This window comes from Martinezella rhizogenes (assembly GCF_007002745.1).
Lineage (GTDB): Bacteria > Pseudomonadota > Alphaproteobacteria > Rhizobiales > Rhizobiaceae > Agrobacterium > Agrobacterium cucumeris.
In genome coordinates this window covers 81,953-104,071 of the sequence record NZ_SGNY01000013.1, presented here as the reverse complement: position 1 = coordinate 104,071, position 22,119 = coordinate 81,953, and the positions used below count along the sequence as shown (strand labels likewise).

Here is a 22,119-nt window from a genome sequence, read left to right as displayed (position 1 = left end):
AATTTGTACTATCTTTCGACGTCGATGATAGGAGCTCGAACATGGTCACATCCGTCAGAAGATCGTCTGCAACCAGCCTGTCCGGGTTGAACCCGGCGGCCATTGCCGATGTCGTCGAGGTCCTTGCCCGTCATAACCCACGTCTTTCCAAGACAGCGCTTGCCGCGACGGGGCGTGTCGTCGCCGCCGTCACCGCGGCAACCGCGCGGCTCGCCGCCGATCAGCAACGCCGGATCGTTGCCGACGAACTTGAGCTGGCGCAAGCCGTCGAGGTCGCTGTCGCTGGCCTTGTGTCAGACACCGGCGCCCGCCTGAAGCCGCTTGCGGTTGGCAAGCCGATCGAGGTCAGTCAGGGTGCCGGTCTTCCCGCACCAATCGATCTCAATGAAGGAAGGCGCCGCCTTGCAGCCTTCGCAGAGCCAATGCGTCTGGAAGACTGGGCTGGTCCCGTTGCGGGACCGGCCGAGATCGAAAAGACGTTCGGCACGAAGCGGTCGACCCTGCACGACTGGCAGAGGCGTGGCGCGGTCATTGGCTTGCTCAAGGGTGAGCGCAAGCACGTCTTTCCATTGGCCCAGTTCGTCGATGGACGCCCGGTTGAGGGCATGGGCCAGGTAACGCGGATCATCGCCAACCCTCGTGTCGCATGGCAGTGGCTGATCCGGAGAAAAGCAGAGATGGGCGCCACGCCGCTCGACCTCATGAAAAGCGACCGTCTGGACGAGGTTCTTGCCGCCGCCGAGCGGGATTTCGGCTGAGACAGTGAAGCTCGATCCTGCAACCGTTGCCGATCTCGCACTGGCGTTTCGGCCCGATGCCTGGCTGCGCGTTTTGCCGCGCAGCCATATGGCGACGCCACTCGGTATGGGTTTTGGTAATAGCCGCTTTTCCAGTCCCCACAAGCGCTTTCGTCTGGTCTATCTCGCACGCGACCTGGCAACCGCCATTGCTGAGACGATCGTGCGCGACCGCTTCGAAGGGAGCACTGACCGCGTACTCGACGAAACGGAGTTTGAGGACTGGGCGGTTGCCGAGGTATCGGCAGTCGATCCCTTGACGGTCCTCGATCTGAGAACCACAGGTCTTCTCAGGCTTGGCGTCAGCACCGATGCGGCCCGCGCGAAAACACACAAGGACGGCCAGGCGCTGAGCGAGGCCGTCTATGGGACCTTTGACGCGGACGGGCTGTTATATGCATCGCGGCTGACAAGCGCCTATTGTGTCGCGGTCTATGACCGCGCGGTAACGCATAAACTTGCAACGACGCCCGCGATCGAACTTCTGCGTCATCCGGGACTGGTGCCTGCGTTGAAGGAAATCGGTGTCTCGGTCCGGAGTGCCTGCTTTCCATGACAGGCATCCTCACGCTCTCACGGTTTTCTGGTCGGTTCGGCAGCCTCAACGGGACACTGACCCTGACGGCCACCCGAGCGGATTTTATCCGGTCTCTAATGACGGTCGGCTATCCGAGCCGGCGTGCAGCTATCCGCACGGTCGGTCGCTGGCGCGAGGAAATGCTCGTTGCCATGGCGACCGGATATCTTGATCATAATCTCCATACGACGACCTATTTCCGCAATCTGGAGCAGACCGAGAAGGCGGCCGTGTCGTTCCTGTTCGGCGAGGCGTTCACACATTGGTGCGCGCAGGACCGGATGAACATCGAGTATCTCGTTCATGTGGCGGGTCTGAGAAGCTGTACATGGGGAGCCGCCACGACACCGGTTACGCCGAAACCCGGCGCGGTGCCGCCGGCGCCGAAGTCACGACCGGACTTTATTGGTATCCGCCGCACGGAGCGGCATGTGTTCGAAAGCAAGGGGCGGATAAGACGGCCAAGCACTGCAGCGGTCAACAAGGCGCTGGGGCAGGTGTCGGCACTCCATTCTATCAACGGCCGACCCCCGACGACCCGTTGCGCGAGCTTCTTCATGATGAAGGCATCGGGACCGGAAGGAAAGGTTGTCGACCCGCCGAAGGGCGGTGAAGGCATCAGTGTCCGTTTCGACGAACATGAGGCGATCGCCAGAGCCTATGCGTTCTTCCTCGATGGGGACGGGGAGGGGCTTGGTGCCGACGTCGGCGCCGGTTACGTCGGACGGGAAATCGACGACGGTGTCTTTCTCGGTGTCGACAAGGAAGTCCTGTCACTTGTCAGCGAAAGACCCCCAAACGCATTTGCGCGCAGGCGGCGGATAAATGAACTGTTTGCGATGCTTGAGGACAAAGCGCAATTCTACGCCGCCCGCAGAGACCGGGAGGCTTCGCCGGGACCAGATGGCCTTCTCCTGATCGACCGTCGCCCTCGCTTCCGATCGCGTAGCTGAATTGAAGTGCCAGTGAAGGGCACAGCGATCACGCCGCTTAAAGCGGAACTTACGGTGATTGACCACGCGTCCATGGTGACCATCCGTTTCCTGGCGCGCACCTCGGTAACCTGGCATGCCCACCAGTCGACCGGGATGTGATGCCGTAGAAAAGGCGCCGCGCTCAAATCGTTACCAGGTTCGCGCGCCTTGACCGGTTCGGGGTCAGCGGCCGACATTTCCTGCCATGCACGATATAGAGCCGGCGTGCCGCGGCTGACATCAGGCGCGCTGCATAAGCAGGCCGTTCGTGGCGACGATGGTCAAGCAACGGCAATATGCGGCCGATCGGAACACAAGCCACCATTGACGAAGAGACTCGGAAGACATTTTCGAGGCCAGCCGTTATCAGACGGCAAATTCCCCCGACGATTGGGTGGGGCCAATGACGTCATCCGTTCGGACCTGGAATATGGGCGCGGCCAACACGGCCTTGATTTGACATGTCTGATCGAAGAACGGCTGCGCCTCGATCGTTCTCCCGCAACGGCATCGCCAACTTTCTTCCCCTGCGAACTTCGTCCGCATTCCTCGCGGGCCAAGAAAGTCGTCTCTGGGCCGCCCTCCATTGCATTGCGGTCCCTTCGGGATGCGGTCCGATCGTCCCCGATCCATTCGACAGTCATCGAGGACGCGATGGTCGCGGCCTGATCAACCCGAAAGGATCACGACAATGGCAGTCATCGGCGAATTCACCTCAAACGGCAACACCATCAGCGGCAACGTTCGCACCCTGACCGTCGCAATGAAGGCCCGCCTCAATCCCATCGAGCGCGTCTCCCGCGATGCCCCGGACTTCCGCGTCACCTCGGGCGCTGCCGAAGTGGGCGCCGGCTGGAATTCAGTCTCGGCCAACGGCGAGCCCTACATCTCCCTCAAGCTCGACGATCCGAGCTTCAACGCTCCGATCAACGCCGCCCTGTGGCCGACTGAGAAGGAAGGCGACTACGTCCTCGTCTGGTCCCGTCCGAACCGCGAGGTCGCATGACCGGGATCTCCGGATGGCCCCGCCGCAAGGCGGGGTCGTTCACCCGAAAACAACAAAGCCGGACCCGGGCAGCGCTCCGGATCCGGCTGTGCTATTGCTATGAGGATGGGTCAGGCGTTGAGCGAGTCTTTCAAGGCTTTGCCCGGCGTGAAGGTCAGCTTCTTCGCAGCCGCGATCTTGATCGTCGCGCCGGTTGCAGGATTGCGGCCTTCGCGCTCCGGGGTTTCCTTGAGCTTGAATTTGCCAAAGCTCGGGATGGATGTTTCAGCACCGGCCAGCGCCGCCTCAGTGATCTGCCGGAATACGCTCTCGACAATCGCCTTGGCCTGCGTCTTGCTCAGGTTTTGCTCGGATGCAATCTTGTCCGCAATTTCATTCGTCGTGGTCATAATATAACTGCTCCTCGTGTTTGACCCATCCGGTATGATGTTGAAGATGTGGCAACGATAGGGGCGATACTTCCGTATGTGCCCAAAAAGTCTCGAAAACCACAGGAATCATGCGTTCAATGGGCGCTTTTCAGCCCCCACGCGCGATCTCCCCGTGCCCGATGGTAGAATGCCGGTGAACACGTCCGGTCCCTCCCAATCCAATGAGACGCAGGCGGGCATCCAACCCGCCTGCATCTTGCCGGTGCCATACGGAGAGGTGGGGTCTGCTCAGATCGTCCCATTGTGCCGTTCGGAAATGCCGGCTTCAAGGACGCATGGTTCCTCCAATTTTCAGCCCCGTCCCGAAGGGCCGGGTCAGAAAATCGGCTCCCCCATACGCCGGCTCCGCCGGTCGCGTGCCGCGATCCTTGACCCCGCCATCCCCTCACGCCGCTGGTCCTCGTCTTTCACAAACGTCAAGGAGACGACGATGACCTATGCCCTCGAAATCCAGGTTGAAGAGTTGCGCGCCGAGATGCGGGCCGTAGTCGATGCCGCCGAGCGCCGCCAGATCAAGGCCGAGCTCGAACTCGCCCAGGCCGAATTGGCCGCCGCGCTTGCCGAACAGGACGGCAGCCATTCCTCGGAGCCTCCGTTCTGACGGAGGCTTCGGCCGCAGTTGCTGGCCCAGCCCGCCGGATCGACCGGCGGCCAGGGCCCGACGCTCCGCATCGCCACCGATCACATCGACACCGCAGCCTGCATCTCACCGGAAGAGATCGGGGAAGTATGCCGCGTCCTTCCTTTCGATCCCCTGTCATCGGCATCGGGGATGTTGCAGCCCGGTCGTCGTACCGCAACCTGCCGTCAACAGAATTTTCCTCAGCCTTTGGCTCCTCGCACCGCAAAATTCCGTCGCCGGCAGGTCCTCCGCATACGCTGCGGCCCTTTCGGGTGCAGCACGCCTTTCCGGGCCGCCGCCTATCCCCGCAATGACACGTTATCGAAAGGAGTAAACTTCATGCGCCAACTCGCCCAATTCCTTACCGCCACCGGTCGCCGGCTCCGCGCACTCGGCAAAGTCGCCGGCCATTTCTTTCGCAAAGGAAAACTCGGCCTCAAGCTCGCAATCAAGATCCCGTTCTTCGTCGAGATCGAGATCGCCTTCGAGACGAACTGGAACCGGCGCCGATAAGGCGCCTGTCGAGGCCCGCCCGCGCGGGCCTCGTTCCATCTGCTGTCCAGCCGGGCCATAGCCGCGTGCCCGCTTCTGGCGAACGAGATCGAGAAACAGCAGCACCGCCTCCTCTTCACGCCGGAAGATATGCGCCTTCGACTGGCCGCGCGCGCCGATGCGTCCCCAGCGGCGCGTCAGCAGGGTCTCTCCAAACAGGGTTTCCGAGATATCCATGGCATAGTAACGCGCCATGTTCATCGAGGCGTCCTTGCGTTCGATATAAAGCTGATAGGGCTGCGCAATCATGACGACAGAATCGTCGATTGCCGATACCGCGTCCAACCAGAGATTTGAATCGGTGTAGCTCGACCGATTCATAACGGTGATGGATCAACCGCACCAGGGATGGCGCGCGCCGTCCCAGCGCCGCGCTAAGCCTTCAGAAACGAGGATCTCGCCAATGGACCGTCCGTCGCGGACAACCCTGCGCTATTTCCGGCCATATCGGTCCTCGTCCCGATCACCCGCCACAAGCGAAAATGCCCCGCCATTGAGGAGGTCGAGCAAACGTATCTTCGCCGCCTCGCCCTTGATCCTTTCCGCCTCGCACCGCGGCGGGCTGAGCTCCGGCGTGTCGATATCCGCAATCCTGATCTTCTGATCACCAAGCCAGAACGTGTCGCCGTCGACCACGCAGTCGCGGTGCAGTCCATCCGGACAGATGCCAAAGCGAACCAAAATCGGATCGCCTGCCTCTGCGGCCATAGGCGGTCCGAGATCAGCGGTGATGTCCTGCGTCGCAACCAGATATCCACCAAGCACCACCAAAGCGATGATGGTCGCCAATACAATGATGCTGGGTCGGATGCGGCTGGGTTTCCACCTCGGCCGTTTCGGCGGTCTTCTTTCAGCCGTGGCGGCTGGTTTCCGCTTGTCAGTTCGTTTGCTTCGCTCTTCATCGAGCTTGACGATCTTGTTCAATGCCTGCCGGTCCTCGCAATCTGTTCTTGTTTCCCGCCTTATCCGAATATCAACAGAATGAAAGGGCATTCAGGGCGAGCCGCTTCGCGGACGGCTCTATTCGCTGCGCGAACGGAGCCCGCAGGCGGTCTCCGCCGATCCCGGTGACGATCCACTCGCGCGGCTGCGCCGCAGATGGCAATCGCCTCCGGCGATTCAGCCTGGTCTGGTCGGGAAAAGAGGGCGCCGCCCTCTCTCCCCAGCAAGGTGCAGGCGCCGGTCTCCCCGTCCTTCCGCGCCCTGCTTGTGCAGGACGGGTGATCCCCCTCCGGCGACTGCGCCTTGCCCCCCTCTCACCCGCCGCTCCGCGCGCACTCGGGAAGCAGGAGCGGGGCCTGCTTCCTGACCAAAGGCCCTTCGCTTCGCGAACCGAAGGAGCTTCAAAATGACCCTCAATGCCTATCTTGTCGAAGTCGAAACCCGCAGCATCCGCATGGTGACGATCGATCCGGCAAACAGCCTTGCCGACATTCGCCGTCATATCGGATGCAACCTCATCGACATGGTGCGGATCGACCGGAACCATTGCATTATCGTTGACGACAACGGTCTGATGGACGAGATCCCATGCTTCACCGAGGTTGCCGACTATGCAAGTCCGCTGGCCGGGAACCTCCTCATCGTCGGCACCGACCAGTTTGGCGAAACCGTATCACCGAAACGGCCCATCGAGGATTTTGCCGCGATCCTGACGATCCGGTTCCCGGTTCTATCACCGACTTTCGAAGCAATCAGCGGGCCGCATGTCTTCGGTAGCCGCGTCAGCGGTTTTACCGCCACGTTGAAGGCCGCCAATCCGGCCGTGATCGCCACGGCGTGACGGCGGCAGAAGGGGGCGGGCAATCCCGTCCCGGTTCACTCTGTCCTAGGCGCTATGGAGCTTCGGATGTTGCGGCCCTGTCGTCGCAGCTTCGCCGGGTGGTCCGGATCGACCGGCCCGCCCGACGGAAAGAGGGCCTGGCCCTCTCACACTCTCCCTCCACACGGACACGGCGCCTTTGGCGCCGTGGGCTCTTCTTCTCTGACTTCCCATTTTGCACCCGCCACTCCGGCGTCAAGGACTGCGCGGTTCCCCCAATTTTCAGCCGTCGCCTATGGCGCCATCAGAAAATCGGCTCCCCCGCTTGCCGCCTCCGGCGGTCGCGTGCCGCGATCCCTGACCCCTCGCGGCTATCGTGCGGCCTCCTTCCGTCAGAAAACGAAAGGAGACTTCTTATGACACAGCGCAAGATCAAATATATCGATGGTGGAAGCCCGGAATACTGGCGGCAGCGTACCGAGGGGTTCCGTCTCATCCACGCGGCTGAACGGGCACTGGTGCGTGTCACAAACGCGCAGCAATACATCGCCGGCGGCTGGGACGAAGACTATGGCGACTATGAGCCGGTCGAAAATCTCGGCCCCTATGACGATATGGATGAGGCAATCCGAGCCATCGAGGCCAATGAGACGGCCGTTGACATCCTCGTTGCCCAACGCCGGACCCATTTCGGCGACTGGCCTGTCGCCGCCGTGATCCGCGAACTGGGGACCGACTGAAATGCAGACGAGAGGCGGCACGGTTGCCTCTCGTCTTTCCGCGTGGTCCTGACCGCTTGCCGGCATCGAGCCTGCGCGCGGTCTTGAGGGGAGAGACTTGCCGCCTCTCCCCTCAAACACCCCTCTCCCTGCGGTGCGGGGCGAGCCCCGCCCGGCCGTTCGGGCCGGTAAACGGACGCTGCCGCGACTTCCCCAAACAATACGGAGAGGATGATCGTCCTGCGCTGCGCCCTCATGCTTCAGGCATCCGCTCCAGACGATCATCCTCTCCTGCGGTGCGCTCGCCGACCCGTCGTTCGCATGTCATCGATGTCCGTTCCCTTCGGTCACGGGCATCCCGACTGCTCCCGAGGGCGGCTCGCTTCAACATCTTCCACCACCATGTCCGGACTACGTGCTATTCCTCCTCCGCGGATCACAGGTGGTACACCTGTGATCGCTGTTCCATCGTCTGACGACTCGCAACAGCTTTGGCGGGTCGGGCACGTAGTCCGGACATGGTGGTGGAAGATGGCAGGATAGGCTAATGGTATACCATTAGCCGTTTCGCCCGAGGGGCGATGGTCGTCAGAGAGACCGGGCAGCCTCCATCAGGCTGAAGATATTCCCTGACTTCGGTAATTGGTGATTGCGCGGTTCAGTGAATAAGTGGTCAAGCGTATCAGCGTATCAGCGTATCAGCGTATCAGCGATGGTGCGAATGGGTGTTTTGCCGAGTGAGTGTATCCGCAAGTAAGCGAATGAGTGTCTGGGTCTTTGGGTGAATAGGTAAATCGGCAACGCCGCGTATCGGCGAAATGACGCAACACCTATTCGCCGAATAGGTGAAGCAGTCACCCGGTGCATACGCAAACAGGCGAATCCGTGATTGGGCAAGTCGGTGAATGAGCGAATCGGTGTTTACGCCAACCGGAGAAGCGGTGGATCAGCGAAGCGGAAAAGCGGTGAAACACCGGTTGGCCGAAGAGGTGAAACCGCCAACAGGTTGTTCTGTCATTGAGCAAACCGGCGAATGCTCTTATCGGCAAATCCGTCAATCGGCGAACCGTCGTTTTGATACGACGGGCCTAAACATCTCAGCCGGAACGATCGACAGCGAGAGATCACAAAATGCGGCTTGCGATTTTGAACGCAGCCGTTGAGCGCGGAAAGCGGGCGTGGCGAAACGGTTACCTGACGCGGCCTCTCCACCTCAGCTCTTCTCGGGGATCTGGTCTAAGACTCTGCCCGGTCGTAAGCGCTCCGGCGCGCCTTGATGGTGTCCAGATTGTCGTGAACCCAGAAGTTAAATCCCTCGAGGGCGCGCAAAGCTCCATGGGCGATCTCTGTCAGTTCGTACTCGACACGCGGCGGCACTTCGGGAAAATAGTGACGCACAACAAAGCCGTCGCGCTCGAGATTGCGCAGCGTGAGTGTCAGCATGCGCTGGGTGATCTCACCGACCTCTTTTCTCAAGGTCGAAAAGCGGAGCCGATGACCTTCCGCGAGAGAAAGACGCCAAAGAACCGGCACAGTCCATTTGTCGCTCAGCAGGCTGCATACCCCGTTTGACGGGATGGGCCTGAACTGTCTGTCGTCTTCTGATCCGCGCGATGGGCCGACATCGATCTGTTCTTCCAAGGGTATCGTCCCTGTGCCTGATGCTGAAAAATGTGCCGTCTTCCGGCAAAATTACATCCGTATATATAGATGGTCCTTGTTTTAACGCGAGGGTTTCAAGTGACCAATAGCAAGCACCCCATTCTGGTTTTCGGCGCTACCGGAAGACAGGGAGGATCTGTCGCCAATGCTTTATTGAAGGCGGGATGGCCCGTTCGCGCGCTCGTTCAGGATTTGAGCAAAGCTGCATCTGTGCAATTGCGGAATGCAGGCGTCGAGCTTGTACAGGGTTCATTTGAAGAAGCCGATGTTATCCGCTCGGCGATGAAAGGCGCCTATGGTGTCTTCAGTGCGTTGCCAGCAAACCTGGCAGCCGAGGACGAAACTCGTTATGGTATATCGATTGCAGATATAGCTGCCGAAGCCGATATCAATCATTTTGTTTATTCATCGGGCGCCAGCGTGGGGAATGATCTGACAGGTGTTCCGCGTTTCGACGCCAAGCCCCGTATCGAAGCCCATGTTCGACAACTCGACATGACGACCACCATCATCCGGCCGATGATTTTCATGGAAATGCTCTTACGACCCGGCTTCGGTCTGGATGAGGGCCGTTTGGTTTCCCTGATCCGACCGGATCATTCCATTCAGCTAATCGCCGTGGAAGACATCGGCCGGTTCGTTGCTGCCGTGCTTGCCGACAAATCCCGCTTTGGCGGCGCGACGCTTAAGATCGCAAGCGACCGATTGACCGGGTGCGAGCTTGAGGTCGCCCTCAGTGAAGCAGCCGGTCGCCCGATAATCTATGAACGGCTTCCTGAAGACATTCTGGCTGCAAACGCTGATCTGGCGCATATGGCAAAGAGCCTGGAAGACGGACCGCTCGCCGAGCGCGTGGATTTGGAAGTGATGCGTGACATCAACCCCGATCTACTCACTCTCAGGGCCTGGCTTGCTGGCAATGGGCGCAAGCATCTTGATGAAGCATTGTCGGCATCGGTCTCCTGAGACTACGCCAGCTTTAACAAGAACATGCGGGCCGCACTGGTCTCTGCGGTCGCTCAAGCAGGGATGCAGCCATGCTTCCAGATCGTCCACATCGGCATCAACGGAACGTTTAAACACCCTCTGGATCTTGCCCGTACTGGCTCGGTGAGACGCCGACAAAGCGGGAGAAGGCAAAGCTGAAAGCGCTTGCCGAGCCGTAGCCAATCCGTCTGGCGATCTCTTTCATTCCTCCGTCCTTGCGACGAAGCATGTCCTTGGCCAGTGCCATCCGCCAGGACAGCAGATATTCCATGGGCGCCATGCCAGTCTGCTTTTGAAACCTGTCGAAGAACACCGACCGTGACAGCATCGCAGTGGATGCCAGTTCTTCAACCGTCCAGGCTTTGGCGGGATCCTGGTGCATCTGACGGATGACCGGGCCGAGGCTCTTGTCGGCAAGGCCCCGCAACAGGCCGGGTGTTTCCACCCCGGCGGCATCCGAGCGCAACGTCTCGATCAAGAGAAGTTGCAGCTGCCTTTCGAGCACGATCCCCTTGGCCGGCCTGCTGTACGAGTGCGGTCAGGCGCGCCTGACCCCGAACGTGCAGCAGGCGGGGCAGGAGTGCGAATATCAGGGTCGTATCAGGAGAGCCGAAGGCCAGCTGCCCGATCAGCACGCGCATATTGGGCCTACCAGTTGGATCACCATGTCGCGTTTCGTCGCCGAGTCGCGTGACCTTGAGTGGGTCTTGCGAGTCATCGGTTGTCTCGGCATTGCTCGACATTGTAAAGCGGCAGGCGGCCGGAATCAGCACAAAATCGTTCTCCGCCAGTTCGATGCTTGGCTGTCCGTAGAGGGCAAGCCTTGCCGATCCTTCGAGGATAAGTGCAAAGAACGGGCTTCCGTCGCCATCTCCGTCCACGCGCCAATTTCCGGATCCGCTCGCCGCCTTTGAGAAGGGTAAGCTCGGCTGCAGCATGCTGACGATTTCGGCAAGAGGGTCGATCAATAGGACGATCTCTAATGGAATCAGTATGCGCTATGATAGCGCGTCCTGTCTTCTGGGTCCGCATAAGTTGCGTTGGAACACCTTGAAAGGAACTCTCATGAAAACCGTGCTCATTACCGGCTGCTCCTCCGGCTTTGGTCTCGATACCGCCAAGCTATTCCTCGATCGCGACTGGAAGGTGATCGCGACCATGCGGTCGCCCCGTAGTGACCTGTTGCCAAAGTCTGACAAGTTGGTCATTTTGCCTCTCGACGTCACCAGTGACGAGAGCGTTCGAGATGCAGTGGAGGCGGCGGGGCCGATCGACGTGTTGGTCAACAATGCGGGCATCGGCTGGCTCAATGCCCTTGAAGGCACTTCAATCGATGTTGCCCGGTCCCTCTTCGAGACCAATACAATAGGGACCATGCGCATGATCAGCGCTGTCCTGCCTCAATTTCGCGAAAGAAAAACGGGCGTTGTCATCAACGTGACCTCAAGCGTCACGATGAAGCCGCTGCCGCTGCTGTCGGCCTATACAGCTAGCAAAGCAGCCGTGAACGCCTTCACGGAATCCCTTGCGCTAGAACTCGCCCCCTTTGGAATTGAAGTAAAGATCGTATTGCCCGGCGCCGCGCCGGAGACAAGTTTCGGCAGCACCGCGATCTCACGATTGGAGGAAAACGGCGGTTTTCCCGCGCCCTATGCCGAGTTTGCCAATGGCGTGATTGCGGCGATGAGAACGTCGGACGCGCCCAAGACCCGTTCTTCGGATGTCGCTGACGCCATCTGGCGTGCGGCTACCGATCCATCCGCCCCGATGCGTATTCCGGCAGGTGCTGACGCGGTTGCGCTAAATCACTAGTCTACCCAGCCTTACAGGCTCATGCCCGATGCACAGACCAGCCGATCTGCATCGGGCCTCATATCATAACAATCAGATGACGATCTACTTCCTATCCGCAGTTGGCTGCCAAGGCATAACACTGCTTCTCTGACTACGCAGGTCGGCGACCGGGGAATGCACAACGGAATCGTTCTGGTTCAGCGTCATCACCAGATCCGACTTTCTTATCTTGAGTCTTTCCCCTTTGCCTGTTAAAAATTGCACTGAAGTACAAGTTAGGCCTCAGCAAGTCGATACTTTCAGGCGTATATCGAGCAAGCCGCAAAGCGAAGGGGTCGTTTTGCACCGATATCGGGGACGCCCAAACAAGGCCGCATAGCAAGACGGGTTTTCTTCTGACAAACCATCGATCTCTACTAACAACTGAATGGTACAAGGTTTCGGTCTGCATTGATTGCCCGGATTGTGGCGCGCAAAGCCGCTCAGCCGGCATCGTCGTCGGGCCATCGAGCCTGGTGAATACTGCCGCATCGTCGGCTGAAAGCGAAGCCCTGATAAAACCGTGGGCTCAATTCGGCGCATTTGCATTCGTCGAAATCCTCGGTGGTCGCACACAGAACTTAGGACGCTTCCTCGCCGACCGCTTTCACAACAGGTTCGTTTTGAGAAACGATCAGTTGGTGTCGATCTGCGAACACTGCGAGGAAAGTCTGGCGCCAAATCTGTTAAGGTCACCCGTTATGAATGCGTTCGTCCACCTTGGACAACGGCGATTGCTGGTCAACGAGCGCTTGCTTCTATTTGCGTCGGCTGCGGTTCTGACCGAGTTTCACGGCGGCACCTCGATCGTTCAATCCGACATGCCATATCCGGACTACGCTTTGATGCTCGCCAGCGACACGGAAGGCCATACCGGCGAGACTGGCACGCTCGAACTCTGGCACAGTGTGGCGCGCAACGACTATGCGATTGTCGTCAAAGGTCATGAAGGTCGCGAGATGTTCCGTGCTGGCCTTAACGACGATCTCGTGGAGGTGGTCGAGGCCATTTCCAGTCTTGGGCTGTTGCTGACGCAGCTTCATGTGGCGCAGGCCTCTTCGCCCTATTGCCGGCTTGCGCGCGATCTGTTTCTCGAAGCCCTCGAACAGGCCGGATATCAGCAGGAAAACAGGAGGTGAAACCGTGCGGATCTCGACACCATTATTGTGGCCATTTGCGATCGCAGTTTCCCTGTCCGCGTGTGGACAGATGAGAGAGGCGCCTCGTCCGTTGCCCCCCGCGCCATACGCCTATCTCAGCCTCACAGCCTGCAGGAACTATCCCAGAAATATCACCGAGTGCCAGCTGGAGTATGGTACGGCGTTCGGGCGTCATCGTCTCGGCCCGGTGCAGCAGTCCTCTCGCGATCTGCCGGCAGGTTCTGGCAGCGATCGCTACCAGGTTTCCACCTGCTGGCCGGCATCCAGACTTCAGAACGAACTGCCCAATTTCACATGCCGAATCTACCACGGGCGGTCAGGAGCGGATGCGGGTTCTGTTCTGGTCAAAGGTGGAACCGCTGTTCGTTTGGCACGCATTTTAGGCGATCGTGACCAGATTGAGTATCGATGGAAGCCGGATCGGTGGTCCCGTCTACGGGACTGATTTCGTTGAATATTCCTCAAGGCGACATTGGCCTTCGGGGCAAAACTTGTACTCCAGATATATTTTTCAGTTGATTTCCGGCGCGGATTGCGGTCCATAACTTGTATTGAAGTGCAAGTTATGGACTGGTTCGGAATGGATGACAGCCCGCTTTCTTCTGCGATGAGACCGCGACCCAGAGTGTTACGAAGGGCAGTCTGGCCTGCGGTGACGTCTGTGTTTCTGGCCACATGTCTCGCCGCAACGTTCGCCGAGAGCGACCCACTCAAAATCGACGAGAACAATGACCATACCGATTGGTCGTTCCGGTTCGCGGGTGAAGCCTCAAGTGAGCCTGGCGCATTGCCAACATTTGCTGTCGACGCTGACCCACAGCCACCGCCGAGCATCGATCTCACCCGTTTCAATGAGCGTTTTTGGGGACAGGCCAATACCAATGGAGTTCCCGCAATTCTGTCATTCGTTGCAGAAGCAGCGATTGAGCCCGATGACAGTAACACAGAGCTACCGGGAGAAGCGGCCGGCAGCATGAGAACACGGCGCGACCGCGCCGTGTTCTCGCCCATCAGCGTCTTCTCGTCTGACCCAGACATCGTCCATCGGTCTGCCAATCCGGCCATCGAACCCCGAACGGCCTCCGATCACACAAGGACGCCAGCCCGTCCCGATCTTCTTTCCGGCGTGCCCGAAGACTACGCGGCACTCGCAGTGGAAATCGCTGCTGAGGAGGAGGTCGATCCGAACTGGGTTCTGTCGATCATGCGTGCAGAAAACGCTCGTTTCGACCCCGGCCTTGTCAGTCCCGCCGGCGCCGTCGGTCTGATGCAGGTCATGCCTGCCATCGGCGAGGCCTTTGGTGTCCATGACCTCACCGACCCGGGGCCGAACATTCGCGCAGGCACACGTTTCCTGCGAGTCCTCATCGCCAAGTATAGCAATCCAGTGCTGATCGCCGCCGCGTACAATGCCGGCGAACCCCGCATCGATGCGCATCAGTCCCTGCCTCTTATCCGCGAGACCGCTGACTATGCGACGCGTGTTGTCGGCTATTACAGCGGCAAGCCGGCAAGTTTCCAGGCAGCGACACCTGCTCCGGCACCTGTCTCTCAATCCAATCAGCACCGCCGCTCAGGCCCGGCCGACCGGGCAAGGTCGCCGATGCTCGTCTTCTCAGTTGCAAGCCCGCTCGCGTCGGACACCCGCCTCCCACAGCCGCTGAACGCAGCGCAACTCGGCGGCCCGGTCAAAATCGTCAAGGAAGAGGTACTTCAATGAACATAGTGGTCATGGCAATTCTTGTTGGCAGCGTCACCTGCCGCTCCCTGGTCAAACGCAAGTGGGCCGGCCATGCGGTGATGGTGCTGCTTGCCGCCTCGGTGCTGTTCGTCAGTCAATACGAGCCGGCGGCAGCGCAGAGCCTCGATGCCCTGGAGAATGCTGCCGACAGATTGGTACAGTTCTTCACTGGCGCATTCGGCCGCTCCGTCGGAGCGATCGCGTTCATCGGCATGTTCCTGGCTGCCGCCTTTGGTTTCTGGTCCTGGGGCGCGCTTCTGCGAGTCGGTGGAAGCCTCGCCGGCATGTTCGCTGCCGCTGAGCTTGTCGACTTCTTAGCTGGCGCCGGATCGTGAACATGGCGAATTCCGGCAACAAGACTTCTGGCGGGGACGACTATATCGAATCTTATCCCGTCATCCTGGCCCTCACGCGGCCGCCGACGGTAATGGGGATCCCGTACACCTACTTCCTGGCGGAATGCTTCGTCTCGCTGATGGTGTTCATGGTGCTGGGTTCCATCCTGTGGTTTCCCGTCTCCTTCGTCATCCTGCACGGCATTCTTTATGTGCTGACGGTCAAACTCGATCTCTGGTTCTTCGACATCCTCGGTCGCCTCAGCATGTGCGGCGTCAATCCCCTCGGCCGCAAACTCGGCGGGGGCATCCGGACCTACGGAGCCTGACCGATGAGCACGATGGCAAGATCGCTGAAGGGAAGTTTATCGAAGGGCTGGGAGATCTTCGCCGATCGCAGTATCTCAACCCACGTTCCCTTCTACGTTCCGATCGAAAACGGCATTATCCGGTTAAAGAACGATTGCCTGGTATCGACCCTGCGTCTCACAGGCTTCTCGTTCGAAACGGCCGACATCGAAACAATCAACATGCTGCATCGGCAGCGCAACTCGGCTTTTCGCGCCATTTCCTCGATTGGCAATTTCGCGGCCTACACCCATGTCGTCAGGCGCAAGGTCGCACCGTCCTTGCCGGCAACATTCACCGACCCCTTCATCCAGCGACTGGACGATGTGTATCAAGCGAGCATCTCTCGCAACGAGATGTTCGTCAACGACACCTATATCTCGCTCGTCGTGCGCCCGTTGTTCAAACAAGGGTCCGCGCTGTCCCGCATCATGGGCATCGGCGGCGATGTCGTTCGCAAGGAGCAGTTTCGCTCGATGCGGGATAAATTGGTCGAGGCGACGAAAGCGCTCGAAAAGTCGCTCGCCGCCTATGGACCCAAAGTCCTGCGCGACGTGCAACGTGTTCAGGCGGACCTGGGCAACGGCCAGACCATCTATCGCGACTTTTCTGAAAGCATGGAGGTTGAGGAGGGAACCTCCAAAATCTGGTTTTCGGAACAATGCGAATTCTTCTACACGCTGCTGAACGGCGGCCGTGTCCGGCCGATCCGGCTCGGCAACCTTCCCATCGATGCGATGCTGCCGGCGCGTCGCACATCGATCGGCAACCGGACCATCCATCTTCAGGGCGATACGCCCGGCGATGACCGCTATGCCGCAATGGTTTCCTTGAAGGAGTATCCGCCCGAGACCGGCGCCGGCATGCTCGACTATATCCTTAAGCTTCCATTCGAGATGGTGCTGACGCAGTCGATGTCCTTTATCGACGACATTGCCGCGAGAAGTCGTATCGAACGCCTGGATCGGCAGCTGTCTAAAGCTGATGAGGGCGGCTCCAGCGTCCAGGCCAGTCTGGATATTGCGCGCGATGAACTGGCGAGGAAACGGGTTGCCTTCTCTGAGCATCATCTCACGGTCATGCCGGTGGCGAGATCCGCAATCCAGCTTGTCGACGGCGTCGCCCTGATTGGCAACGAACTTGGTGCGTTGGGTGCCTCCTATGTCCGCGAGGATCTGAACGCTGAGCCGGCCTATTGGGCGCAGCTTCCTGGCAATCAGGCCTATATAGCCCGTCGTGCCGTTATCTCGACGCTCAATTGTGCGGGCCTGAGCAGCTTCCACGCTTATCCCTATGGCAAGCCGGACGGCAACCATTGGGGCCCGGCGATCACCATATTCGAGACGACGTCGGGGACGCCGTTCTTCTTCAACTTCCACCAGGGCGATGTCGGGCATACGACGGTGTTTGGGCCGACCGGCTCCGGCAAGACCGTCATCATGGCCTTCCTGATCCTCCAGGCCTACCGCGTCAGCCCGCGTCTGAAGACCATCGTCTTCGACAAGGACCGCGGCCTCGACATCATGGTACGGGCGGCGGGCGGAACCTACATGACGCTCGAACCCGGCGAACCGTCGGGATGGAACCCGCTTCTCCTCGACGATACCGAGGAGAACCGAGTCTTCCTCTATCGTCTCCTGAGCTTCATGCTGAAGCCGGCAAAGGAAGGCGAAAGCCTGACACCACAGGAAGAGACCATCATCCGCACCGCGATCAAGTCGGTCCTGAAGACGAAGGACCGGTCCTATCGCCGACTGTCGTCACTTCGCGCCCTGCTGGCGGGCAGCGAGCGGACGGAGGGAAGCCTGATTGCGCGGCTCGACAAGTGGGTCGATCACGGACCCTATGCCTGGCTCTTTGACAATGCCGACGACAATCTCGATGTCTCCCGGCCGATGATCGGCTTCGATATGACGTCTATCCTCGACGATCCCTCGGTGCGCACGGCAGCACTCCTCTACATGTTCCATCGGCTCGACGAGGTTTATGACGGCAAGGCGCCGATCATCAACCTGATGGACGAGGCGTGGAAGCTGCTCGACGACGACGAGTTCAAACGCACCATGAAGGACTATTTCAAGACCATCCGGAAACGGAACGGTCTCGTCATTTTCGGCACGCAGTCGGCCGACGACGTGGTGCAGTCGAGCGTCAGCCGGACGATCATTGAACAGACGTCGACGAACATCTTTTTTGCCAATCCGAAGGCGGACGAAAACTCCTACATGGAGCATTTCGGTCTTTCCAGGGCTGAATTCGATTGGGTCAAGAATGGCGATCCGGCCTCGCGCTTCATGCTGATCAAGCAGGCAAAGAGCAGCGTCATCGCCCGTGTCGACATGTCCCACATGCCGGAGTTCATCAAGGTCCTGTCCGGTCGCGAGGAGACCGTCCGCGAGGTCGAGATGCTGCTCGACGAATATGGCAACGATCCGAAGACCTGGCTTTCGAAATTCTGCGACTGGGAGGGGGATGTGTCCGATGACAAACGCAAGACTTCCTGAGTTGGCGACCGTCGGTGCCGTGGTACTGGCCAGCATGTTTACACCGGTCGCTGCGGTCGCGCAGGTCCCGGTAATCGACAATGCCCGCCGCAATATCCAGGAGGCGACGGAGAACTGGTACAAGACCTATCAGTCGGATACGCAAGGGTTGAAGGGTGCGTCAGGCGGAACGACCGACAGCGTTGCGCCCGGGCAGGGCTCCGGCGCGCCGGCGGATTGCTCGGCCGAGGGCATGGCCGGTGAGACCACGCCTGCCAGCCCGTCGAAACGCACGCATAGCCAGCAGGAAGTCGCCCGTATGGTGGCGGACGAGGCCATCCGCCAGGGGGTCGATCCCAATTTTGCGCTGGCGATTGCCGAGCAGGAATCACGCTTCCGCCAATCGGCGCGCTCGCCGGTTGGCGCGACCGGCGTCATGCAACTGATGCCTGGGACTGCGGCGGGACTTGGCGTCAACCCTTACGACCTGCGCGACAATATCCGCGGCGGCGTCAAATACATCAAGCAACTGCAGGGCATGTTCGGCAATCGCTACGACCTGATCGCCGCTGGATACAATGCCGGGCCTTATCGTCAGTCCCTCCAGAACGGAAGGATACCCAATATTCCCGAGACACAAGACTACGTCAAAAAAGTCTCGGCCTACTACAGCCGGAACAAGGCTGAGAACGGCGACCGGACCCCGTCGGGCGATGATGTCGAGACGGAAACCGTCAGTGATGCGCGCGGATGCGGGGAGCAGCTGAAAAAGGCGGTCGACCGCAATACTCAGGCGCAGGTCGAACGCGGTTCAGTCTGGAACGAGCTTCTGGGAAAATCGCTAGCGGCAAACCAGCAATATTTGCAGCGTCTACAGGCTGGGCTCCAGTCTTCTTCTGCGGCCTTGCGCGGCTCGGGAGGCGGCAACGCCAAGGACCACGATGGTTCCCTCGTCATGGCTGAAGTCCAGTGCCCCTCGACAGTCATTGATACCGGCAGCACCCGATGCTTTGCGGTGCCAACAACCGCCACCACAGATCAGATCAAGCGTTGGCTCGAGGACCTTCAGGAGCAGGCACGCGCCACTGGCGATGTCGCGACCTTCTCGGTTTTGGAGGATCCGGCGCTCGGGCTCGTGACAGTCGTCGACGCCAGGCCAACGGCAAATTGAACAGGAAGAGAGAGAGAGGACAGGCAGATGAAGAAAATCGTTGTTGCCGCAGCGCTCAGCATCACCACTGTGTCGCACGCCTTTGCGCAGGTCCCGGTCAAAGACGCGGCCAATATCGCGATAAGCCAGGAGATCGAAAAGCTCTCGAAGCAGATCCAGGGCGACACGTCGATCGTCAAGGACAATACGATCAAAACGCTTCAGGCGATTACTGGCGACCGGTCACAGGATGCAAGCCAGTTTGCCAAGCTCGCCACCGGCAATGGGTTCAGTATGGGCCAGGCGCCTGATTTCAACAGCATCCTGTCGGGAAACGAAGCGTTGTTCGGCGGCATCAGCGGTGAATTCCAAAACACCGCCGCCAAGCTGATCAATGGGCTCAATCTGGTGAAAATGGTTGTCGATACCGTCAAGGGAGGCGAGCTTTCAGGCGCCAATCAAGCCTATTCGCAAGGCGTCAACGCGCTGACGACGCTGACTGCCCTTACCGACGCGATGAACAGCGCCACCAAGGACCGGCAGAACGCCTTCATGCAGGCGACGGAGCAGATCGGCACGGCACAGGATCTGAAGGGCGCGCTCGAACAGAACACGCAGATGGTGCTGCAGGGCAACCAGACCGCCAACGAGGCCGTCGGCTCGCTCAACAACCAGGTGATGCTGCTGAACCAGCAGTATAAGGCGGCCCTCGCAACCTCATCCCAGAACCTCAAGACGTTCGCAACGCTTCCCGACAGCGTGATGCGCGATGGCAGTGGTGGCGCGGGCGAATCTTCGATTCGCGACCAGCTACAGGCATTCGAGGAGCAGAACCAGTGAGATTTCTCCAGGCTCCGGTCTTCGCCCTTATCATCTTGTCCGGATGCGCGGGCAAGTTCGAACAGCTGGCGAAATGCTCAGCCGATGAGAACCCCATACCGGCTCTCGCCTACGAGACAGGGCGGAAGTCGACCGCACCGGAGCAAGCGCTCGCGGACATCGTCAACAACGATTGCGGTCCGATGCGACCCGTCAACTCCTTTCAGGGGGGATGATGGATCCGGTCAGCTATGCGGTCAATTTTTATGGCGACGCACTCTCATACTTCGACAAGATCAACGAGGCATCCCTTGAGAGGGCCTGGGGATTGTTCGCCGAGAACGGCAATCTGGTCTCGTCTATCCTGGCGCTGTTTCTCATTCTCTACTTTCTTTGGGGCGCGCTCGGCCTGTCGAGCGTATCTCTTCAGGATATGGCGATCACGGCCTCGAAACTCGCGCTTGCCTATGCGCTGGTCATGTCCTGGGCGACCTTCTACGACAATATCGGCCAGTTCGTGCTGACGTCACCGCAGGATCTTGGGGCTGCCATTTCTTCGGCGATGGGAGGGCAATCCGCCGGCTCCGATCTTGCCAGCCAAGTCGCCAGCATGTCGCGCAAGGTCTACGACTTCGCCATGCAGCTGTTCAATTCCTATGAATCCGGATGGCTGCCGAACGTTACCGGTGCAGTGGTGGTCTTCATCGTACTGGTCTTTGGCCTGCTGCCGATGCTGCTCATCCTGACCGGCGTGACGCTGTTCGCCAAGATGATCACCGCAGTCATGCTGGCTATCGGCCCGATCGCCATCCTTTGCTATTTCTTCGGTATCACGCGTTTCGTCTTCGATGCATGGGTGAGGGGTATCGCCTACGGCATGTTCATGCTGCTTTTCACCTATGTCATGGCCGGGCTGTCGTTCGGCTTTCTGATCGGCATGATGGACACGATCAGTGGCGACATGGCGACCAAGGAAAATGCGCTCGCGATCGTGCTGGCGATGGTGCTCTACCTGGCGCTGATCTCCTATTTCATTTTCGAGGTTCCTGATTTCGCGAGAACATTTGCCTACGGCACGATGACGTCAGGTACGCCCGGCGGAGGCGGCGCCAGCACGATATACGGCGCGGCTCGCGCGAGACTCGGTTCCAGCACTTCCAGAAGCGGGCAGGCCGCCGCAGTGGCCCTTGGCATGATGGCAGGGCCAAAAGGCGCGTTGACGGCGGCGGCACTTGCCGGCCGCGGCACGATGGCGGGTGCCGGAGCGCTCGGCCGGATGCTCACCATGCGCCGGCGCAGCGGTGAATGAGGCGAGAAATGCGCGGGTCGAATCCAGCTTATCCATATGGAAGCCGGGTCTGACCGACGACGCAGCTCGCAAACCTAACGACGATCATGATTTTGGGGATAGAACGTGGCATTGTTCAGAAGGCAGTTGCGAGCCGTACCAACCGACCAGGTTGTCGGGCCGCAGGACATCTACGACCAGCACCTTTCCTGGGGTGAGAAGAACCGTTCGCTTCGCACATTGATCGGCATCATCCTGCTGGGGTTTGCCGTGGCCGGCTGGGCTGTTGCAGGCGTGCTGTCTTTTTCGGTGGCGCAACTCTTTCCGCTCGTTCGCACCGAGGTCGTACCGCTGATCGTCGACCGGAATACCGGTTACATGGAGACGGTGACTACGCTCGATAAAGACCGTGCGACGGTCTCGGAAAATCAGGCCGTGCGCGCGGCTTTCGCTGGCAACTACGTGATCCGCCGCGAAACCTACGATCCCCGCTACCTGTCGGATAATTTCGACATGATTGCGCTGTGGTCGGAACCCGGTTCGCAGGCCTTCAAAGACTACGAGGCCTGGATGAACCCCTCCAATCCGAGGGGGCCGGTCAAGATGCTCGGCGCAACCGGAGAAATCCGCCCGGAAATCCTCTCGGTCAATCCGCTTAATCCGTCGACCATGGCTGTTCGCTTTGAAACAAGGGAACGTCGCCGTGGTGGCGATGTCATCACGCGCTGGTCGGCGACGATACGCTACCGGCAGATCAACCTTTCCGCCAGTAACCGGGTCCGTCTCTTTAATCCTCTCGGCTTTGTCGTGACCGAGTATGCGAGAGTGCCCGAGACCATGCCGTCAGGGGTCGCGCCATGATGCGGCGGACGG

22 protein-coding genes and 3 pseudogenes are annotated in these 22,119 nt (G+C 59.6%); 19 read left to right on the top strand and 6 right to left on the bottom strand.

What is annotated here, in order from left to right; all coding sequences use genetic code 11:
- Window positions 1-41: 41 nt before the first annotated feature.
- From EXN68_RS26095 to EXN68_RS26080, 4 genes are all read left to right on the top strand, one after another.
- Window positions 42-758 (top strand): antitoxin Xre/MbcA/ParS-like domain-containing protein, encoded by a 717-nt coding sequence (locus tag EXN68_RS26095; protein ID WP_142843505.1) that lies wholly within the window; start codon window positions 42-44, stop codon window positions 756-758.
- A complete protein-coding gene (locus tag EXN68_RS26090; protein ID WP_142843504.1) occupies window positions 730-1,353 on the top strand; it encodes an RES family NAD+ phosphorylase in 624 nt (207 codons plus the stop codon). The genes EXN68_RS26095 and EXN68_RS26090 overlap by 29 nt, the downstream gene beginning before the upstream one ends.
- Complete coding sequence (locus tag EXN68_RS26085) at window positions 1,350-2,327, top strand: hypothetical protein (protein WP_161991485.1); 978 nt, start codon at window positions 1,350-1,352, stop codon at window positions 2,325-2,327. Before EXN68_RS26090 ends, EXN68_RS26085 begins: the two co-directional genes overlap by 4 nt.
- 712 nt (window positions 2,328-3,039) lie before the next feature.
- The gene (locus EXN68_RS26080) at window positions 3,040-3,354 is read left to right on the top strand and encodes a DUF736 domain-containing protein (protein WP_142843503.1); all 315 of its coding nucleotides are present in this window, start codon (window positions 3,040-3,042) and stop codon (window positions 3,352-3,354) included.
- A 110-nt stretch (window positions 3,355-3,464) separates the two neighbouring features.
- Here the strand turns inward: EXN68_RS26080 and EXN68_RS26075 are convergent, their stop codons facing one another.
- Window positions 3,465-3,743 carry an HU family DNA-binding protein gene (locus EXN68_RS26075; RefSeq protein ID WP_142843502.1) on the bottom strand — a complete coding sequence of 93 codons (279 nt, stop codon included), beginning with the start codon at window positions 3,741-3,743 and terminating at the stop codon, window positions 3,465-3,467.
- Between the two features lie 472 nt (window positions 3,744-4,215).
- Here EXN68_RS26075 and EXN68_RS27780 point away from each other — a divergent pair, with 472 nt between their 5' ends.
- Window positions 4,216-4,386 carry a hypothetical protein gene (locus tag EXN68_RS27780; RefSeq protein ID WP_011982966.1) on the top strand — a complete coding sequence of 57 codons (171 nt, stop codon included), beginning with the start codon at window positions 4,216-4,218 and terminating at the stop codon, window positions 4,384-4,386.
- A 636-nt stretch (window positions 4,387-5,022) separates the two neighbouring features.
- On the opposite strand, the pseudogene EXN68_RS28230 reads toward EXN68_RS27780, so the two are convergent.
- A pseudogene (locus EXN68_RS28230) lies at window positions 5,023-5,136 on the bottom strand (WGR domain-containing protein); the annotation flags it as partial.
- Window positions 5,137-5,292: 156 nt separating this feature from the next.
- Window positions 5,293-5,691 (bottom strand): annotated as a pseudogene (locus tag EXN68_RS27995) (thermonuclease family protein).
- A 616-nt stretch (window positions 5,692-6,307) separates the two neighbouring features.
- Between EXN68_RS27995 and EXN68_RS26060 the strand changes: the two are divergent.
- From EXN68_RS26060 to EXN68_RS26050, 3 genes are all read left to right on the top strand, one after another.
- Complete coding sequence (locus tag EXN68_RS26060) at window positions 6,308-6,742, top strand: DUF3846 domain-containing protein (RefSeq protein ID WP_142843500.1); 435 nt, start codon at window positions 6,308-6,310, stop codon at window positions 6,740-6,742.
- A gap of 395 nt (window positions 6,743-7,137) precedes the next feature.
- Complete coding sequence (locus EXN68_RS26055; protein ID WP_142843499.1) at window positions 7,138-7,461, top strand: hypothetical protein; 324 nt, start codon at window positions 7,138-7,140, stop codon at window positions 7,459-7,461.
- Between the two features lie 884 nt (window positions 7,462-8,345).
- A complete protein-coding gene (locus EXN68_RS26050; protein ID WP_142843498.1) occupies window positions 8,346-8,603 on the top strand; it encodes a hypothetical protein in 258 nt (85 codons plus the stop codon).
- A gap of 73 nt (window positions 8,604-8,676) precedes the next feature.
- On the opposite strand, the gene EXN68_RS26045 is transcribed toward EXN68_RS26050, so the two are convergent.
- The gene (locus tag EXN68_RS26045; RefSeq protein ID WP_142843497.1) at window positions 8,677-9,081 is read right to left on the bottom strand and encodes a winged helix-turn-helix transcriptional regulator; all 405 of its coding nucleotides are present in this window, start codon (window positions 9,079-9,081) and stop codon (window positions 8,677-8,679) included.
- A 99-nt stretch (window positions 9,082-9,180) separates the two neighbouring features.
- On the opposite strand from EXN68_RS26045, the gene EXN68_RS26040 reads away from it, so the two are divergent.
- Complete coding sequence (locus tag EXN68_RS26040) at window positions 9,181-10,068, top strand: NmrA/HSCARG family protein (protein WP_142843496.1); 888 nt, start codon at window positions 9,181-9,183, stop codon at window positions 10,066-10,068.
- Window positions 10,069-10,177: 109 nt separating this feature from the next.
- Here the strand turns inward: EXN68_RS26040 and EXN68_RS28150 are convergent, their stop codons facing one another.
- Window positions 10,178-10,594: a helix-turn-helix domain-containing protein gene (locus EXN68_RS28150; protein ID WP_309546944.1), complete on the bottom strand. Its 417-nt coding sequence runs from the start codon at window positions 10,592-10,594 to the stop codon at window positions 10,178-10,180.
- Window positions 10,595-10,661: 67 nt separating this feature from the next.
- Window positions 10,662-11,027 (bottom strand): annotated as a pseudogene (locus EXN68_RS28145) (cupin domain-containing protein); the annotation flags it as partial.
- A 127-nt stretch (window positions 11,028-11,154) separates the two neighbouring features.
- On the opposite strand from EXN68_RS28145, the gene EXN68_RS26030 reads away from it, so the two are divergent.
- From EXN68_RS26030 to EXN68_RS25980, 10 genes are all read left to right on the top strand, one after another.
- Window positions 11,155-11,901 carry an SDR family oxidoreductase gene (locus tag EXN68_RS26030; RefSeq protein ID WP_142843495.1) on the top strand — a complete coding sequence of 249 codons (747 nt, stop codon included), beginning with the start codon at window positions 11,155-11,157 and terminating at the stop codon, window positions 11,899-11,901.
- Window positions 11,902-12,398: 497 nt separating this feature from the next.
- A complete protein-coding gene (locus tag EXN68_RS26025) occupies window positions 12,399-13,061 on the top strand; it encodes a hypothetical protein (protein ID WP_237681500.1) in 663 nt (220 codons plus the stop codon).
- 682 nt (window positions 13,062-13,743) lie between these two features.
- Window positions 13,744-14,802: a lytic transglycosylase domain-containing protein gene (locus tag EXN68_RS26020; protein ID WP_237681499.1), complete on the top strand. Its 1,059-nt coding sequence runs from the start codon at window positions 13,744-13,746 to the stop codon at window positions 14,800-14,802.
- Complete coding sequence (locus EXN68_RS26015) at window positions 14,799-15,158, top strand: TrbC/VirB2 family protein (protein WP_142843492.1); 360 nt, start codon at window positions 14,799-14,801, stop codon at window positions 15,156-15,158. Before EXN68_RS26020 ends, EXN68_RS26015 begins: the two co-directional genes overlap by 4 nt.
- 2 nt (window positions 15,159-15,160) lie before the next feature.
- Window positions 15,161-15,487, top strand: coding sequence for a VirB3 family type IV secretion system protein (locus EXN68_RS26010; protein WP_142843491.1), 327 nt, complete (start codon window positions 15,161-15,163; stop codon window positions 15,485-15,487).
- A 3-nt stretch (window positions 15,488-15,490) separates the two neighbouring features.
- The gene (locus EXN68_RS26005; protein ID WP_142843490.1) at window positions 15,491-18,010 is read left to right on the top strand and encodes a VirB4 family type IV secretion/conjugal transfer ATPase; all 2,520 of its coding nucleotides are present in this window, start codon (window positions 15,491-15,493) and stop codon (window positions 18,008-18,010) included.
- Window positions 17,988-19,160: a lytic transglycosylase domain-containing protein gene (locus tag EXN68_RS26000; RefSeq protein WP_142843489.1), complete on the top strand. Its 1,173-nt coding sequence runs from the start codon at window positions 17,988-17,990 to the stop codon at window positions 19,158-19,160. Before EXN68_RS26005 ends, EXN68_RS26000 begins: the two co-directional genes overlap by 23 nt.
- Window positions 19,161-19,187: 27 nt before the next feature.
- A complete protein-coding gene (locus tag EXN68_RS25995; RefSeq protein WP_142843488.1) occupies window positions 19,188-19,979 on the top strand; it encodes a conjugal transfer protein in 792 nt (263 codons plus the stop codon).
- Between the two features lie 211 nt (window positions 19,980-20,190).
- Window positions 20,191-21,267, top strand: a complete 1,077-nt coding sequence (locus tag EXN68_RS25985; RefSeq protein ID WP_237681498.1) for a TrbL/VirB6 family protein — start codon at window positions 20,191-20,193, stop codon at window positions 21,265-21,267.
- A gap of 105 nt (window positions 21,268-21,372) precedes the next feature.
- A complete protein-coding gene (locus tag EXN68_RS25980) occupies window positions 21,373-22,107 on the top strand; it encodes a VirB8 family type IV secretion system protein (RefSeq protein ID WP_142843485.1) in 735 nt (244 codons plus the stop codon).
- Window positions 22,108-22,119: the final 12 nt, after the last annotated feature.